The following is a 15,407-nucleotide window of genomic DNA, read 5'->3' as shown; positions in this document are numbered from 1 at the left end:
CGACGACGACCGCACCGACACCTCAAGGCCGCATGAACGACCTCCCGCACGGGGGCGGAGAACGAGGTCAGGTCCGGTAAGGTCGGGCCGATGTCCGAGACCCAGCCTTCCGCCCCCGCGCGCAAGCCGCGCGTCGCCCTGCTCTTCGGTGGGCGTTCCGGCGAGCACGCGATCTCGGCTGCCACCGCAGCCGGCGTCCTCGGCGCGATCGACCGTTCCGCCTACGACGTCGTCCCGGTGGGTATCACGCGCGCCGGCCGCTGGGTGGTCGCCGAGGACCGCGCCGAACGCTGGCAGATCACCGACGGTCGGCTCCCCGAGGTGACCGCCGACGACGGCGCGGAGGTCGTGCTGTCCCTCACCTCGGGCGAGAGCTCGCTGCGGGTGCTGGAGCCGGGACAGGTGCCGAGCCTGCTCGGCGAGGTCGACGTCGTGTTCCCGCTGCTGCACGGACCGTTCGGCGAGGACGGCACCGTCCAGGGTCTCCTCGAGCTCGCCGACGTGCGGTACGTCGGGGCGGGCGTGCTCGCCTCCGCCGTCGGCATGGACAAGCACTTCATGAAGCTGGTGCTGGCCGGTCACGGCCTGCCGGTGGGCCCGTACGAGGTCGTCAGGCCCCACGAGTGGACGGCGGATCCTGACGCCTGCGTGGCGCGCATCAAGGCGCTCGGGCTGCCGCTCTTCGTGAAGCCCGCCCGCGCGGGATCCTCGCTCGGCATCACGCGGGTCGACGACCTCGCCGACCTGCCCGCCGCGATCGAGGCGGCGCGTGAGCACGACCCGAAGGTCGTCGTCGAGGCAGGCATCGAAGGCCGTGAGATCGAGTGCGCGGTGCTCGGGGGGCGGGCTGGCGCACGGGCGCGCGCCTCGCTGCCCGGCGAGATCGTCGTCGACGACACGCACGCCTTCTACGACTTCGAGGCCAAGTACCTGGACGAGACCCACGTGCAGCTCGACTGCCCCGCGAAGCTGCCGGACGCCGTCGTCGACGAGATCCGCGAGCTCGCGGTCCGCACCTTCGAGGCCGTCGAGGCCGAGGGGCTGTCGCGGGTGGACGTCTTCGTGACCCCGGACGAGCGGGTGATCGTCAACGAGATCAACACGATGCCCGGGTTCACGCCCTTCTCGATGTACCCGCGCATGTGGCAGGCGTCCGGTGTGAGCTATCCCGAGCTGGTGGACGAGCTCATCCAGCTCGCCCTGGAGCGTCCGACCGGCCTGCGCTGACCCGCGAGGTAGCGCACGACGGCGTGAGGTAGCGCAGCGTGTCGGCCCCGGATGGGACCGTACGGCCATGGACCAGAGACTCAGCCTCGTCACGCTCGTCGTCGCCGACCTGACCGAGACGCGCCGCTTCTACTGCGACGGGCTCGGCTGGGACAGCTACGTGGACGTCCCCGGCGAGGTCCTCATGTTCCAGGTCGGACCGCACCTCGTGCTCTCGCTGTGGGACGAGGGGGCGGCGCTCGAGGAGATCGGCCCGGTCAGCCGGGGCGGCACACCACCGGTGACGCTGGCGCACAACGTCGGCGACCCGGCCCAGGTGGACGCGGTCCTGGAGGACGCGCGCCGCGCCGGTGCACCGACGATCGGCGACGCCGTCGAGCGTGAATGGGGTGGCTACTCCGGGTACTTCACGGATCCGGACGGCTTCCTCTGGGAGGTCGCGTACGCCCCGGGAGCCCTGGGCGAGCTCGTGGTTCCCTGAGCTGCGCTACCTCGCCGGGGCCTGCGCTACCTCGCCGTGGCTCACGGCACCTCGGGGCCGGGCGAGGTCAGGTGCACTGCCGGGTCGCGGGCACCAGGTCGACCGCTCGGCTCAGGTCCGCGATGAACGACGTCGAGTGGTCCGCGGTCACCGCCGGCGGCACGGTCACCTCGATGGCGGGTTCGCGGCCGTACGTGGTGAACCGCCAGGTCCCGTCGTCGCTGCTCGCCACGATCCAGTCCACCGTCCCGCCCGCGGACTCGATGCGCTGGCAGTCCGCGGACGGGCCGGGCGGGGTCACTCCGCAGCGCAACGTCACCGCGGCGCCCGGCTCGCCCCACGCGGCAGTCGCCTGAGAGTTGGTGTCCGCCTTCTCCAGGTCTCCGGCGACCACCTCCGGCAGTGCCAGCATCACGGGGGCGCAGTCCGGGTTCGTCGCGTCCTCGCCGGCCTCGACCCCGATCATGGGGGTACAGGCGACGAGCAGGGCGAGGGCGGGCAGACAGAGCAGCGCACGGACGCGACGGGCGGGCACGCGACCACGGTACCCGCACCGGTACGGTGCGGTAGCCGGTTAGGGTTCCGTCGTGACCGACCCCACCGTGCGCGTGCGCGACCTCGACGAGACAGAGCTCCTGGCCCGCATCTTCCCGCTCCTGCCGGCCGGCGACACCGTGGACGTCGGCCCGGGTGACGACGCCGCCGTCGTCCAGGCTCCGGACGGTCGGGTGGTGGTCTCGACCGACGTGCTCGTCGAGGACCGGCACTTCCGCCGGACCTGGTCCACCGGGTTCGACGTCGGCCGCCGCGCCGCCGTGCAGAACCTTGCGGACATCGCGGCGATGGGCGCACGTGCGACGTCGCTCGTCGTCTCCCTCGTCGTGCCGGACGACCTGCCCGTCGACTGGGTCACCGGGTTCGCGCGCGGGCTGGCGGACGCAGCCACGCCCGCCGGTGCCGCCGTCGTCGGAGGCGACCTGTCCGGGGGTGACAAGATCGTGGTCGCCGTCACCGTCCACGGAGACCTCGGCGGCCGCACCCCGGTGCTGCGCTCCGGTGCCCGGCCCGGCGACGTCCTGGCGCACTGCGGGGTTCTCGGCATGTCGGCCGCCGGCCTGGCGCTGCTCGCCTCCGGGGCGGCATCGCCCGACGACGGCGCACCGGGCGCGTCAGGTCCGCTCGCCCCGTTCGTCGCGGCCTACCTGCGCCCCGAGGCGCCGCTCGCCGCCGGGCAGGCGGCCGCCGACGCCGGTGCCACCGCCCTGCTGGACGTCTCGGACGGGTTGCTGCGAGACGCCGGGCGCCTGGCCCGAGCCGGTGCGGTGACGATGAACCTGTCCAGCGGCCTGCTGTCCCGTGACGTCACCGCGCTCGTGCCTGCGGCGGTCGAGCTGGCGATCGCCACCGACGACGTCGACGGCTGGCAGCTGGCGCACGGCTGGGTGCTGTCCGGGGGAGAGGACCACGGACTGCTGGCGGCCTTCCCCGCCGAGGTCGCGGACCACGGCCTGCCCCCGGGATTCCGGGAGATCGGCGAGGTCGCGGCGGCGGGCGACGCCGGTCCGCGCGTCCTGCTCGACGGCGAGGAGCCCGACGTACCGCCGGGCTGGGACCACTTCCGGTCCTGAGGAGAACCCGGGTCAGCGCTCGTTGCCGTGGGTCGCGCTGTCCCTGTGCTTGCTTCGCTGCGCTCCGGGTCACGCTCGTTGCCGTGGGTCGCGCTGTCCCTGTGCTTGCTTCGCTGCGCTCCGGGTCAGCGCTCGGCCGAGCGGGCGAAACGGATCTCCGTCACCGGCACGTCGCCGTAGTCCTCGATGCGTTCCACCCCGTCGGGGTGGAAACCGTGGCGACGGTAGAAGTGGTGCGCGCGCTGGCTCTCGTTCAGGACCCACAGCGTCATGCGCACCGTCGGCGGGACGTCCGCCAGCACCGTCCGCATCAGGTCGCGTGCGACGCCCCGGCCCCACGACTCGGGGTCGAGATAGATGGCGTAGAGCTCCAGGCAGCCGTCGTCGGCGTCCTCGTCGCGTGACGGGCCGTAGCTGGCGAACCCGAGGGTGCGGCCGTCGGCCTCCGCGACGATCGTGGTTCCCTCGGCGGAGGCGAGGGTCTTCTCCCACTGCTCGGCACGTTCGCTGACGTCCAGCGAGTCGAGGTACGAGGTGGGCAGCACGTGGGAGTAGGCGCTCTTCCAGGAGGTCATGTGCACCTGGGCGATCGTGGCGGCGTCAGAGGTCGTCGCGGAACGGATCACCACGTCGTTGTCGGTCTCCACCATCATGGAGTCAGCCTGCCACGTCCGGGAGGGAACGCCTAGAGGTATTGGTGAACGCTTCACGAACTCTTTGCTTTTGTGGGCTCGCCGGGGACGACAAGACGCCCGCCGGGAAACCCGACGGGCGTTCGTCAGTCCTGCGTCCGACGGCGCAGGCTCAGGCCTTGCGCTGGACCTTGCCGGCCTTGAGGCACGAGGTGCACACGTTCACGCGCTTGGGGGTGCCCGCGACGACGGCACGCACGCGCTGGATGTTCGGGTTCCAGCGTCGCTTGGTGCGGATGTGGGAGTGCGAGATGCTGTGCCCGAAGCCCGGGCCCTTGCCGCAGACGTCGCAGTTGGCAGCCACGGTTTCTCCTGAATCGTCGTGCACGTCCCGCGCCATGACAGCAGGACGTGAGGTGTTGATGGTCTGGGGGCGCCCGAAACTCCGGGCAACCACACGAGGATAGCCGATGTTCGCCGTCGGCCTCAACAGCGCCGGCGTTGGGTGCGTCACCGCTACGGTGGGGGCGTGGACCAGCCCGAGCTCCTCGACGCCCCTGTCGTCCGCGCGTGGGCACGTGCGTCCACCGATGCCCTCGCCACGGCACGGACGGAGCTCGACGGTGTCAACGTCTTCCCGGTCGCCGACGGCGACACCGGCACCAACATGTACTTCACCGTGCGGGAGGCCGGCGCCGCGGTCCACGACGCCGACGACGGAACGAGCGGCGCTCGACTGCTGCGCCTGGGTGCCCGTGCCGCGCTGCTGCACGCGCGCGGCAACTCCGGGGTGATCCTCAGCGAGTGGCTGCGGGGCCTGGCTCTCGCGGCGAGCCGTCGGGACAGTCTCGGAGTCGCCCTCGACGTGGCCGCGAGGTCGGCGCGACAGGCCGTGGCGCACCCTGCGGCCGGCACGATCCTCACGGCGGCGGACTCCGCGGCGGCCGCCGCTCGGCACGCGGAGGCCGGAGGCATGGTGGGCCCCCTGGGTGCCCCGGCACGACTGACGGTCCTCGACGCGGCCCGCCGCGGCGCCCGCGAGGCTGCGCTGCGCAGCGTGGGGACCCTTGCCCCCCTGCGCGCCGCCGGGGTGCTCGACGCCGGCGCCTGCGGACTGCTGCTGGTGCTCGCCGCGCTCGCCGAGGCCCAGCGGTACGTGGGCGCGACGAGCGACGGTGTGTCGGAGACTGACGTCACCATGGGGCCCGTGCTGCTCGACCTGGACCTGCGGGGATACTCGCCCGCCGACGACGCGACCGAGACGGCCGACGGGCCTGCCGGGGAACCTGGCGGCGAGCCCGGGGCCGGGACGCTCGACGAGGTCGAGCTCATGTTCGTGCTGCACCGGGCCGCCGACGCCGCAGGGTTCCGCCCGGGCGCCGTGGCGGACGCCCTGCGCGCCGACCTGGACGGCGTCGGTAACTCCGTCGTCGTGGTGGGGGGCGGCACCGGGGACGCGGGTGGTGAGGACGTCGAGTCCGTCTGGCAGGCGCACGTCCACACTCCTGAGCTCGACGCGGCGCTCGACGTCGCCCGGCGCTGGGCGCGGCGCGGTGCGGTCTCCCGGGTCCACGTGCGCCACCTCGCGGTGCCGCCCACCGACTGGGCCGTCGTCACCACGACGTCGGCCCCGGCGCTGGCGGCGGAGCTCGCCTCGGGCGGGTCGGTCGTGCTGCTCGACCTGGACGTGACGCCCACGCCGGAGGACCTCGCCCAGAGTGTCCTCGGCGCCGGGACGCCGCACGTCCTCGTCCTCGCCCCCGCCGAGTCCGGAGGGGTCGGGCTGCGGGACGCGATCGACGCGCTGGCCGGACGTGACGGGGTCGGCGACGAGCCGGTCGAGGTGCCCGAGGTTGTCGTCCTCCCCGCGGACGGCGACGTGCACCTGGTGACCGCTGTCTCGGCGCTGGCCGGCGCGCTCGACGTCGCAGGCTCCGCGGAGACGTACGCCGAAGTGCCCCACGTCGTCCGGTCTGCCCTGGCCCGGCTGCGGGCGTCGCGGGTGGCTGCGGCCGATGCGCCCGACGAGCTGGCCCGGCTCGTGGCGACTCTCGGGGCAGCTGCCGGCATCGTCGCGCTGCTGCCTGACCTCGACGTCCCGCACCCGGTGGTGGACGCGCTCGTCGAGCACGCGGGGAACCTCGCTCCCGGAGCCGACGTCGTGGTCCTGCCGACCGGGCGAACCGGTGACCAGGTGGGCATCGGCGTCGAGCCGGGGGAGGATCCCGGTGACCACCGGGTGATCGGGGCGCTGAGCGAGGAGACGTGGTGACCGGCCGGCTGACCGAGCCGCTCGCCACGACGCTCGGCAAGCGGGCCGCGGGCCCGCTGGCGAAGATGGGCCTGGAGACCGTCGACGACCTCCTGCGCCACTACCCCCGGCGCTACGGCGAGCCCGGACGCCTCACCGACATGGACCGCCTGCAGCTCGGCGAGCACGTGACGGTCATGGCACGGGTCGCCAGCGCCACGGTGCGCCAGATGCGCAGCCGCGGCGGCGCCCTGCTGCAGGCCACGGTCACCGACGGGCGGCACGAGCTCAGCCTGACGTTCTTCGCCAAGCGTGCCGGGGCGCTGCGCCCGCACGAGGACAAGCTCCGGCCGGGCCGGTCGGGCCTGTTCACCGGTGTGGTCTCCGAGTACCGCGGCACCCGGCAGCTCACGCATCCCGACTACATCCTGGTCGGGGTCGATGCGGACGACGACGAGGAGGCGATGGTCGAGGCCTCACGGCCCATCCCCCTCTACCCGGCGACGGCGTCGGTGCCGACGTGGCGCATCCAGCGGGCCGTGCGCACGGTGCTCGACCCTTTGACCGAGGACGACGTCGTCGACCCGGTCCCGGACGAGGTCCGGGCGCGGCTCGGGCTCCTGAGCCGCCTCGACGCCCTGCGTGCGGTGCACGTCCCGGACTCCGCCCAGCACTGGCAGCGCGGCCGCCGCCGGCTGCGCTTCGAGGAGGCCTTCGTGCTCCAGACGGCGCTCGCGCAGCGCCGCGACCGCGCCGCCGCCGCCGAGGCCACGGCCCGCCCGCCGCGTGCCGCCGGCCCCGGCGGCGTGCTCGGTGACTTCGACGCCGCACTGCCCTTCACGCTCACCGAGGGCCAGCGCGAGGTGGGCGAGCAGATCGCCGGCGAGCTGTCCCGGAGCAGGCCGATGCAGCGTCTGCTGCAGGGCGAGGTCGGCTCCGGCAAGACGGTGGTCGCGCTGCGGGCGATGCTCCAGGTGGTCGACGCCGGCGGTCAGGCCGCGCTCCTCGCCCCGACCGAGGTGCTCGCCGCCCAGCACGCCCGGACCTTGCGCGGCATGCTGGGTCCGCTCGCCGAGGGTGGGCTCCTCGGTGGCGCCGCGCACGGCACGCGGGTGGCCCTGCTGACCGGGTCGTTGGGTGCCGCCGCGCGCAAGGAGGCACTGCTGCAGGCGGCGAGCGGGGAGGCGGGCATCGTCGTCGGCACGCACGCGCTGCTCGGGGACCAGGTCCAGTTCGCCGACCTCGGCCTCGTCGTCGTCGACGAGCAGCACCGGTTCGGCGTGGAGCAGCGGGACGCGTTGCGGGCCAAGGGTCGCGTCGCACCGCACCTGCTCGTCATGACCGCCACGCCGATCCCGCGCACCGTCGCGATGACGGTGTTCGGCGACCTGGAGACCTCCACGCTCACCGAGCTGCCCGCCGGCCGGGCAGGCATCACCTCCCACGTGGTCCCGGCCGCCAACCCGCGCTGGAACGAGCGGGTGTGGGAGAAGGTGCGCGAGGAGGTCGACGCCGGCCGGCGCGCCTATGTCGTCTGCCCGCGCATCCACCCGGACGACGACGTGCCCGGCGGGAAGCAGCCGAGCTCGGCGGAGTTCGATGTGGTCCCCGAGTTCCTCGTGCCGCCCGACGGCGAGGATCCCGACCGTGCGCCGCTGCGGGCCGTGCTGGAGGTCGCGGAGATGCTGCGCTCGATGCCGCGCCTGGACGGTGTCGAGATCGGCGTGCTGCACGGCCAGCTCCCCCCGGCCGAGAAGGACGCCGCCATGGCGCGGTTCGCCTCGGGTGAGGCGCCCGTGCTCGTGTCCACGACCGTGGTCGAGGTGGGCGTGGACGTGCCGGAGGCCACCGTGATGGTCGTCTTCGACGCCGACCGGTTCGGGATCTCTCAGCTCCACCAGCTGCGCGGCCGGATCGGGCGCGGCGGCGACCCGGGGCTGTGCCTGCTGGTGTCCTCCGCGCAGCCCGGCACTCCCGCGGCCACTCGCGTCGAGGCACTTGCGGCGACGGCCGACGGCTTCGAGCTGGCGAACCTCGACCTCGAGCTGCGCTCGGAGGGCGACGTGCTCGGTGCCGCCCAGTCCGGCCGGTCGAGCTCGCTCCGGCTGCTGCGGGTGGTCAAGGACGCCGAGCTCATCGCGGAGGCCCGAGCCGAGGCGACCGAGGTGGTCGCCGCCGACCCGGGCCTGAGCGGTCACCCGGCTCTCGCCGCGGAGATCGCGGCGCAGCTCGACGCCGAGCAGGAGGAGTATCTGGAGAGAGCCTGAGCGTGGCACCCGGTATGTCCCGCTATCGCTTGCTACGGTCGGTACGTGAACACCGTGGCGGCCGGCGTGACCACAGCACGCCGTCGCCGGCCCCCGCGCCGCGCGCCAGGACAGGTGGACGGTACGCCGCACACTGCCGCCGGCCCGCCGAGGGCGACGGGCCTCGTGGTGCTCGCCCTGGTCCTGGCGCTCCTGCTCGCCCTGCACGACCACCTGCCGGCCGCGGGTGGGCTGCGGAGTCTCGTGGCGACCGTGCTGCCGTGGTTCGGGCTGGCGCTGGCGGCACTCGGCCTGCTCGCGGTGCTCCGACGGACGGTGCTCGGCGGCGTGGCCGTGCTGTTCGCCACGGGAGCGTGGCTGTGGGTCTGCCTGCCGTTCCTCACCCCCGCGTCGAGCGGCGAGGGAGACCTCGTCGTCGTGCTGCACAACGTGGCCGACACCAACACCGACCCGACGTGGACGGCGCGCGTCCTGCTCGCCCCGGAGCCCGACGTCGTCACCCTGGTGGAGGTCACCCCGGAGCTCGCCGAGGCCTTCGCCAGCTCGTTCGCCGAGGCCCTGCCCCACTTTGCGCTGCAGGGCACCGTCGGGGTGTGGTCGCGGCACCCGATCACCAGGGCCGAGCCGGTCGACCTGCGCCCACCAGGGACGGACGCCTCGTGGGACCGCGGGCTGCGCGTGGTCGTCGACGCCCCGGGCGCCCCCGGCCTCGCGGTCTACGCCGTGCACCTGCCGTCCGTGCGGCTCGGACCCCAGGGGCTCACGTCCGGGCCCCGCGACCACTCGCTCCGACGGCTCGGAGAGGTACTGGCGGCGGACGGCGCACCGATCGTCGTCGTCGGCGGGGACTTCAACACGGTGCTGGCCGACCGGGCCTTCGACCCGGTGCTGGCGCACGTGGCGACGCCGCCGGGCTCGCTCGGCTTCACGTTCCCCGCACGGCTGCCGGGCGTACGGATCGACCACGTGCTCGTCCGGGGCGCCGAGATCACGGGGATCTCCACGCTGGGCCGGACCGCCAGCGACCACCTGCCCGTGGTCGCCGACGTCGCGCTCCCGCCGGGCTGAGCGACGGGCGAGCGACGGCGGCTACGCTCGGCGACATGACCAGGATCGTCGCCGGGACCGTCGGCGGGCGCACCCTCACGGTGCCGCCGTCGGGCACCCGCCCCACCAGCGAACGTGTCCGCGAGGCGATGTTCTCCCGGCTGGAGCACGACGGGGTGATCGACGACGGCCGGGTGCTGGACCTCTTCGCAGGGTCGGGGGCGCTGGGCATCGAGGCCGCGAGCCGGGGCGCGGCCGACGTGACTCTCGTGGAGTCGGCGCGCAAGGCTGCCGAGATCGCCCGCCGCAACGTCGCGACCCTCGGCCTGGGCGGGACGGTGCGCGTGCTCGCCGAGCCCGCGGAGCGCTGCACGGCACGCCTTGCGGCCGACGGCGGAGCGACCGGCGCCGGCGGAGCCTTCGACCTGGTGCTCATCGACCCGCCGTACGACCTGTCGGGTGCTGCGCTGGCGGGGATCCTCGCCGACCTGGCTGCGCCCGGGGTCCTGGCGCCGGAAGCGGTCGTGGTCGTCGAGCGGGCCAGGCGCAGCGGGGCACCTCAGTGGCCGGAGGGGTTGGTCCCGATCGTGACGAAGACCTACGGGGACACCGCCGTGCACTACGCGGAGCCCGTCGAGCAGGCTTCGGCCAGTCCTGAATGGACCTGACCGGACCTCAGCGGAGCCGAGCGACGTCCCGGACCACCTGCGGGCCACTCCGGGGAGCCTCGGCCGGATCCGGTGGGCCCCGCGTTAGCGTCGGGGCGTGAGCATCGCTGTCTGTCCCGGGTCCTTCGACCCGATCACGCTCGGGCACCTCGACATCGTGCGCCGCGCTGTGCGCCTGTTCGACGTGGTCGTGATCGGGGTCGCCCGCAACGCCTCCAAGTCCGCCCTGCTGACGCCCGAGGAACGGGTCGAGGTGGTGCGGGGCGCCGTCGCCGCCGAGTCGGACCTCGCCGCCGTGCGGGTGGAGCAGGTGCCCGGGCTCCTGGTCGACTTCTGTCGCCAGGTCGGGGCCGCCGCCGTCGTGAAAGGGCTGCGTGGCGGGGCCGACTTCGACGGGGAGCACCCGATGGCCATGATGAACCGACACCTGAGCGGCGTGGAGACCGTCTTCCTGCCGGCCGAGCAGCGCTTCGCCCACGTGGCGTCGTCGCTGGTCAAGGACATCGCCCGCCACGGCGGGCCGATCGACGACCTCGTGCCGCCCGCCGCGGCCGAGGCGGTGCGCGCCGCCGTCGCGCACCGTGCGTGAGGAGCGCCACATGACCGAGAACCAGAACCCCACCGCCGGACTGCTCGAGATCATCGACGACCTGGCCGCGCTCATCGAGAACGCACGCACGTCGCCGCTGTCGACGAACGTCAAGGTCGACCGCGAGCAGGCGCTCGGGCTCGTCGAGGAGCTGCGCGACTCGCTGCCGACGCAGGTCGCGCGGGCCGACGAGGTCCTCGCCGAGGCCGAGCAGACCCTCGAAGGTGCCCACCGTCAGGCCGAGGAGGTCCTCGCGACGGCTCGGGCCCGGGCGATCGAGCTGGTGCAGGCGGAGCAGGTCGTCGTCCAGGCGGAGTCGCGCGCCGCGGAGATCGTGGCCGACGCCGAGCGTCAGGCCGCCGCGTTGCGCACGGATGCGGACGAGTACTGCGACGGCCGGCTGGCGGACTTCGAGGCGGACCTCGGCAAGCTGGGTGCCCAGGTCCAGGCGGGCCGCGCCAAGCTGGCGGAGCGCCTGGGGACGGGCGCCCCGAGGGTGCGCTGGGACGCCGTCAACGACCCGGCATGGCCCCAGGAGGGTGCCCGCGCTGAGGAGCGCAGCGCCTGAGCGACGCATCACGCGGCGAGGTCGGGGCGGGGTCGTGCACGTCACGCCACCACCCCGTTGGCTGAGGTCTGCCGATCGCGTAGACTGGGACGCTGGTCCGGTCGGACCGTCTTTCTCGGGACGTCGTCCCACACGCCACGCCACAGCCCCGCGCCGTACCAGGCGCGCCCACCCTCAGGAGAGCCTCATCACGACCGCAAAGCGCTCGCCGCTCGTGCTCGACACGCACGAGCTGTCGCGACGTCCCGGCACCATGCGGGAGGTCGCGCGCATCGTCGCCGCACCTGCCGACCTGGGGACGGCGGTCATCGGTGTGCCCGAGGGCGCGGACCTCACGCTGGGGCTGCGCCTCGAGTCGGTCATGGAGGGCGTGCTCGTCTCGGGTGTGGTGCGCGGCACCGCCGTCGGCGAGTGCGTCCGCTGCCTCGCGGAGATCCGCGACGAGGTGACGGTGCGCGTCCAGGAGCTGTTCGTCTACCCGGAGCGTGCCCAGGCGGCCGACGAGTCCGGCGACGAAGAGGCCGAGGACGAGCCGGAGCTGACCGACGACCTGGCGGATCTCGAACCCGTGGTTCGGGATTCGCTCGTGACTGCACTACCATTTCAACCGCTGTGCCGGCAGGACTGCCCCGGCCTGTGCTCCGAGTGCGGAGCGCGGCTCGAGGAGGACCCCGAGCACCACCATGACGTCGTCGACCCTCGCTGGGCGGCGCTGCAGACCATGCTCGAGGAGTCGAGCGTGTCCGACGAGACGAAAGAGAGCTGACCGTGGCTGTTCCGAAGCGCAAGATGTCGCGCAGCAACACCCGTGCGCGTCGTTCGCAGTGGAAGACCACCGCGGCGACCCTCACCACGTGCCCGAGCTGCAAGGGACAGAAGCTGTCCCACACTGCGTGCCCGACCTGCGGCGCGTACAAGGGTCGTCAGTACGCGGAGGCGCTGCGTACCGAGCACGCCGGCTGAGATGCCTGCTACCGGCCCCGCCCGTTCGGAGCCGACCGCTCTTCTCGAGAAGCTCGGGGTCCATCTGGATCCCGAGCTTCTCGTGCTTGCCCTGACGCACCGGTCGTTCGCGCACGAGGCCGGCGGGATCCCCACGAACGAGCGGCTCGAGTTCCTCGGCGACACCGTGCTCGGTCTGGTGGTGACCGAGGCGCTGTACCGCCGGCACCCCGACAAGCCCGAGGGTGAGCTGGCGAAGATGCGTGCGGCGACCGTCTCCCAGCGCTCGTTGGCCGCGGTCGCGCGCCGGCTGGAGCTGGGCAGCTACGTGCTGCTCGGCAAGGGGGAGATGCGGACGCGCGGGTTCGACAAGGACTCGATCCTGTCGGACACCGTCGAGGCCCTGCTGGGCGCCACGTACCTCTCCCACGGTCTCGAGGTGTCCCGCGAGCTCGTGCACCGGCTCGTCGACGAGACCCTCGACCAGGCTGCCGACCTCGGTGCCGGGCTGGACTGGAAGACGTCGTTGCAGGAGGCCGCGGCCCTGCGCGGCTTCGGTGCGCCCGTCTACTCGGTGACCGGTGAGGGCCCTGAGCACGCGCGCCGCTTCGAGGCGCACGTCACGGCCGGCCCCGTGATCGGGATCGGCCAGGGGACCGCGAAGAAGCACGCCGAGCAGGCCGCTGCCGAGCAGGCGTACCGGGCGATCGCGGAGATCCCCGTCGGTGCCTGAGCTTCCCGAGGTCGAGACCGTGCGTGACGGTCTCGACCGCCTCGTCGCGGGCGCCGTCGTGCGTGACGCCGAGGTGTTCCGTGACTACTCGGTGCGACGGCACGACGGCGGCCCGGCCGGATTCGCGGACCAGCTCCGGGGGCGACGCCTCGTGGGCGCGGTGCGCCGCGGCAAGTACCTCTGGCTCCCGCTGGCCGACCCCCGGCAGGGGGCCTCGGCGGCGCTGCTCGCGCACCTCGGGATGTCGGGCCAGCTCCTGGTCCGCGACCCGGCGGTGGCCGGGGAGTGGGCGCACCCGCACCTGCGTGTCCGCCTCCACGTGGACGAGGCACCCTCGGGTGCGCACTACGTGGACTTCGTCGACCAGCGCACCTTCGGCCACCTGGCGGTGACCGACCTGGAGCCGACGGCGGACGGTGCGTCCGGTGGATACGGCTCGCCGCTGCCGGCGCTCCCCGCGCCGGTGGCGCACATCGCCCGGGACCTGCTCGACCCCGCGCTCGACCGGGACGCTGTGGTCGCGACGGTCCGCCGCCGTCGGACGGGGATCAAGCGTGCGCTGCTCGACCAGACGGTGGTGTCGGGCATCGGCAACATCTACGCCGACGAGGCGCTGTGGCGTGCCCGGGTGCACTTCGCGCGGGCGACCGACACGATGACCCGTCCCGTGGTGCACCGTGTGCTCGACGCTGCCACCGAGGTCATGACGGAGGCGCTCGGTCAGGGCGGCACGAGCTTCGACGCGCTCTACGTCAACGTCAACGGGGAGTCCGGCTACTTCTCTCGGTCGCTGGCGGTCTACGGGCGTGCCGGCGAACCGTGCCCGCGGTGCGCGACGCCCGTGCGGCGCGACGAGTTCATGAACCGGTCGTCGTTCACCTGTCCGCGCTGTCAGCCGCGGCCGCGGCAGGGCCGCTGGTAGTCGGCTTGCTGGGCTCCGGGGCGAGGCTCCAGTCGATCAGCGCAGCGATCGCGTCCGGCCCGAGCGTCTCGCCGCCGGCGTGCCGCATCGCGTAGTCGCCGAGCAACGTGCGGTACACGACGGCGGCGCGACGGTCCGGGTCGGCGGAGCCCGCCTCGCCCAGCAGCCGGGCGAGGTAGTCGGTGCGCGCGGCGTCGACGGCGCCCGCGGCGGCTCGCGCTCGGGCGTCCCGTGCCGCCCAGGCTCGTACGCCGACGTCGAATCCCTGGTCGGTGTGCTCGAACGACCGCCGCAGGAGCTCCCGCAGCCGTGCCTCGGGTTCCGCTGCGACCCGTTCGACCTGGGCGACGACGTCGGCCACGCCGGCGTGCCGCCAGTGGTCGAGGACGGCGTCGAGCAGGGCGTCACGGTTCGTGAAGTGCCAGTAGAAGCTGCCCTTGGACACGCCGAGCTCGGCGGCGACGGGTTCGACGCGCACGGCGTCCACGCCGCCGGCGGCAAGCCTCCGCGCCGCGGCGCGGACCCAGTCGGAGGCGGAGAGCGAAGCCATGCGTTGACCATACGCCACCGTACGGATACGGTGACCATACGCCACCGTATGGAGGAAAGATGCTGCTCATCGCCGCCCTGCTCCTGGTCCTCGTCGGGGTCCTGCACTCCGTGCTCGGCGAGATCGTCGTCCTGCGCCCGCTCCTCGCCGCGCCCGGCTGGCGGATCGGCGTCCCACGTCGCCATGCGGACGGACTGCTGCGCGGTGCCTGGCACCTCACCTCGATCGCCTGGTGGGCAGCCGCCGGCGTCCTGCTCGGCGGGTCGTCGCCGGTGACCGTCGGCGTGATGTGTCTGGCCTCGGCAGCGGTCTTCTTCACGCTCGTCCGCTGGCACCTGGCCTGGCCGCTGTTCACGGCCGCCGGGCTGCTCTCGCTCGCCGCGGGCGGGGTGGTGCCCTCGTGGGCATGGTGGGCGATCGTGGGGCTCGCGGTCCTCGTCGCGGCGGTCGCAGCTGGGTTCCACGTCGCCTGGGCTGCCGGTGCCACGGTGGGCGCCGCCGACGTGCTGCCGCAACGAGAGGGCACCCGGGAACCGGTCGGGACCCCCGGTCCCGGGCCGACGCTCGCGGTCGCGGTGGCGCTCGTCGCCTACGTGGTCGTCGTCCTGGCCCTCGCCGGCGACGCGCCGGGGGACTGGTGGACCTGGTGCGGGATCGCGGCGCTCGTCGTCCTGCTGGTGCGCGTCGTCGGGGACGCGAGGTACGTCGGAGTCCTCAAGCGCGTGCGCGGCACCGGCTTCGCGCGCGCCGACGACCGGTACTGGACCCCCGTCGTCGGCCTGCTCGCCGCCGGCGCAGGAGCGGCGCTCACGCTCGCCAGCTAGTGGTGCGCCACGGTGCAAGGAGACGGCCGTCGCGATGGTCCCGAAGTGCGCCCGCCTCCCGCTAGGCTCGGGCGCTGG

General features: G+C 73.7%; 18 protein-coding genes. 14 read left to right on the top strand and 4 right to left on the bottom strand.

Features of this window, described 5'->3' with window-relative positions; all coding sequences use genetic code 11:
- Window positions 1–90 precede the first annotated feature (90 nt).
- Complete coding sequence (locus PZC42_RS12925; protein WP_277211724.1) at window positions 91–1,227, top strand: D-alanine--D-alanine ligase family protein; 1,137 nt, start codon at window positions 91–93, stop codon at window positions 1,225–1,227.
- 67 nt (window positions 1,228–1,294) lie between these two features.
- Complete coding sequence (locus PZC42_RS12920; protein WP_277211722.1) at window positions 1,295–1,708, top strand: VOC family protein; 414 nt, start codon at window positions 1,295–1,297, stop codon at window positions 1,706–1,708.
- A 67-nt stretch (window positions 1,709–1,775) separates the two neighbouring features.
- Here PZC42_RS12920 and PZC42_RS12915 read toward each other — a convergent pair whose 3' ends face one another.
- Window positions 1,776–2,243, bottom strand: coding sequence for a DUF3515 domain-containing protein (locus tag PZC42_RS12915; protein WP_277211720.1), 468 nt, complete (start codon window positions 2,241–2,243; stop codon window positions 1,776–1,778).
- A gap of 52 nt (window positions 2,244–2,295) precedes the next feature.
- Here PZC42_RS12915 and PZC42_RS12910 point away from each other — a divergent pair, with 52 nt between their 5' ends.
- Window positions 2,296–3,336, top strand: coding sequence for a thiamine-phosphate kinase (locus tag PZC42_RS12910; protein ID WP_277211718.1), 1,041 nt, complete (start codon window positions 2,296–2,298; stop codon window positions 3,334–3,336).
- A 125-nt stretch (window positions 3,337–3,461) separates the two neighbouring features.
- Here the strand turns inward: PZC42_RS12910 and PZC42_RS12905 are convergent, their stop codons facing one another.
- Window positions 3,462–3,989 carry a GNAT family N-acetyltransferase gene (locus tag PZC42_RS12905; RefSeq protein ID WP_277211716.1) on the bottom strand — a complete coding sequence of 176 codons (528 nt, stop codon included), beginning with the start codon at window positions 3,987–3,989 and terminating at the stop codon, window positions 3,462–3,464.
- Between the two features lie 151 nt (window positions 3,990–4,140).
- Window positions 4,141–4,332 (bottom strand): 50S ribosomal protein L28, encoded by a 192-nt coding sequence (gene rpmB, locus PZC42_RS12900; protein WP_106268555.1) that lies wholly within the window; start codon window positions 4,330–4,332, stop codon window positions 4,141–4,143.
- A gap of 165 nt (window positions 4,333–4,497) precedes the next feature.
- On the opposite strand from rpmB, the gene PZC42_RS12895 reads away from it, so the two are divergent.
- The 10 genes from PZC42_RS12895 (at window position 4,498) to mutM (ending at window position 13,955) form a co-directional block, all read left to right on the top strand.
- Complete coding sequence (locus PZC42_RS12895; RefSeq protein WP_277211713.1) at window positions 4,498–6,240, top strand: DAK2 domain-containing protein; 1,743 nt, start codon at window positions 4,498–4,500, stop codon at window positions 6,238–6,240.
- Window positions 6,237–8,486: an ATP-dependent DNA helicase RecG gene (locus PZC42_RS12890; RefSeq protein ID WP_277211711.1), complete on the top strand. Its 2,250-nt coding sequence runs from the start codon at window positions 6,237–6,239 to the stop codon at window positions 8,484–8,486. Before PZC42_RS12895 ends, PZC42_RS12890 begins: the two co-directional genes overlap by 4 nt.
- A 45-nt stretch (window positions 8,487–8,531) precedes the next feature.
- Window positions 8,532–9,554, top strand: coding sequence for an endonuclease/exonuclease/phosphatase family protein (locus PZC42_RS12885; protein WP_277211709.1), 1,023 nt, complete (start codon window positions 8,532–8,534; stop codon window positions 9,552–9,554).
- A 35-nt stretch (window positions 9,555–9,589) separates the two neighbouring features.
- Complete coding sequence (gene rsmD, locus PZC42_RS12880) at window positions 9,590–10,201, top strand: 16S rRNA (guanine(966)-N(2))-methyltransferase RsmD (protein ID WP_277211707.1); 612 nt, start codon at window positions 9,590–9,592, stop codon at window positions 10,199–10,201.
- A 97-nt stretch (window positions 10,202–10,298) separates the two neighbouring features.
- Window positions 10,299–10,790 carry a pantetheine-phosphate adenylyltransferase gene (gene coaD / locus PZC42_RS12875; protein ID WP_277211705.1) on the top strand — a complete coding sequence of 164 codons (492 nt, stop codon included), beginning with the start codon at window positions 10,299–10,301 and terminating at the stop codon, window positions 10,788–10,790.
- 10 nt (window positions 10,791–10,800) lie between these two features.
- Complete coding sequence (locus tag PZC42_RS12870) at window positions 10,801–11,358, top strand: ATP synthase subunit B family protein (protein ID WP_277211703.1); 558 nt, start codon at window positions 10,801–10,803, stop codon at window positions 11,356–11,358.
- A 214-nt stretch (window positions 11,359–11,572) separates the two neighbouring features.
- Window positions 11,573–12,124, top strand: a complete 552-nt coding sequence (locus PZC42_RS12865; protein ID WP_277211701.1) for a YceD family protein — start codon at window positions 11,573–11,575, stop codon at window positions 12,122–12,124.
- 2 nt (window positions 12,125–12,126) lie between these two features.
- A complete protein-coding gene (gene rpmF / locus PZC42_RS12860) occupies window positions 12,127–12,321 on the top strand; it encodes a 50S ribosomal protein L32 (protein WP_106268541.1) in 195 nt (64 codons plus the stop codon).
- Window position 12,322: 1 nt separating this feature from the next.
- Window positions 12,323–13,033, top strand: a complete 711-nt coding sequence (rnc, locus tag PZC42_RS12855) for a ribonuclease III (protein WP_277211697.1) — start codon at window positions 12,323–12,325, stop codon at window positions 13,031–13,033.
- Window positions 13,026–13,955 carry a bifunctional DNA-formamidopyrimidine glycosylase/DNA-(apurinic or apyrimidinic site) lyase gene (gene mutM, locus PZC42_RS12850; RefSeq protein ID WP_277211695.1) on the top strand — a complete coding sequence of 310 codons (930 nt, stop codon included), beginning with the start codon at window positions 13,026–13,028 and terminating at the stop codon, window positions 13,953–13,955. Before rnc ends, mutM begins: the two co-directional genes overlap by 8 nt.
- Here the strand turns inward: mutM and PZC42_RS12845 are convergent.
- Window positions 13,909–14,505: a TetR/AcrR family transcriptional regulator gene (locus PZC42_RS12845; protein ID WP_277211693.1), complete on the bottom strand. Its 597-nt coding sequence runs from the start codon at window positions 14,503–14,505 to the stop codon at window positions 13,909–13,911. The two genes, mutM and PZC42_RS12845, sit on opposite strands and share 47 nt — an antisense overlap.
- A gap of 59 nt (window positions 14,506–14,564) precedes the next feature.
- On the opposite strand from PZC42_RS12845, the gene PZC42_RS12840 reads away from it, so the two are divergent.
- On the top strand, window positions 14,565–15,329 hold the full coding sequence (locus PZC42_RS12840; RefSeq protein ID WP_277211691.1) for a DUF3995 domain-containing protein: 765 nt from the start codon (window positions 14,565–14,567) through the stop codon (window positions 15,327–15,329).
- Window positions 15,330–15,407 lie beyond the last annotated feature (78 nt).

It is taken from the genome of Isoptericola croceus (assembly GCF_029382255.1).
Classification (GTDB): domain Bacteria; phylum Actinomycetota; class Actinomycetes; order Actinomycetales; family Cellulomonadaceae; genus Isoptericola; species Isoptericola croceus.
Note: the sequence above shows the minus strand (reverse complement) of the source record. Positions and strands in the feature narration are given on the sequence as shown.

Bases quoted from the DNA above. Each gene is read 5' to 3' on its own strand.
- PZC42_RS12870 (WP_277211703.1), top strand. From the start codon at position 10,801: ATGACCGAGAACCAGAACCCCACCGCCGGACTGCTCGAGATCATCGAC.
- PZC42_RS12925 (WP_277211724.1), top strand. From the start codon at position 91: ATGTCCGAGACCCAGCCTTCCGCCCCCGCGCGCAAGCCGCGCGTCGCC.
- PZC42_RS12840 (WP_277211691.1), top strand. From the start codon at position 14,565: ATGCTGCTCATCGCCGCCCTGCTCCTGGTCCTCGTCGGGGTCCTGCAC.
- PZC42_RS12920 (WP_277211722.1), top strand. From the start codon at position 1,295: ATGGACCAGAGACTCAGCCTCGTCACGCTCGTCGTCGCCGACCTGACC.
- PZC42_RS12845 (WP_277211693.1), bottom strand. From the start codon at position 14,505: ATGGCTTCGCTCTCCGCCTCCGACTGGGTCCGCGCCGCGGCGCGGAGG.
- rnc (WP_277211697.1), top strand. From the start codon at position 12,323: ATGCCTGCTACCGGCCCCGCCCGTTCGGAGCCGACCGCTCTTCTCGAG.
- rsmD (WP_277211707.1), top strand. From the start codon at position 9,590: ATGACCAGGATCGTCGCCGGGACCGTCGGCGGGCGCACCCTCACGGTG.
- PZC42_RS12905 (WP_277211716.1), bottom strand. From the start codon at position 3,989: ATGATGGTGGAGACCGACAACGACGTGGTGATCCGTTCCGCGACGACC.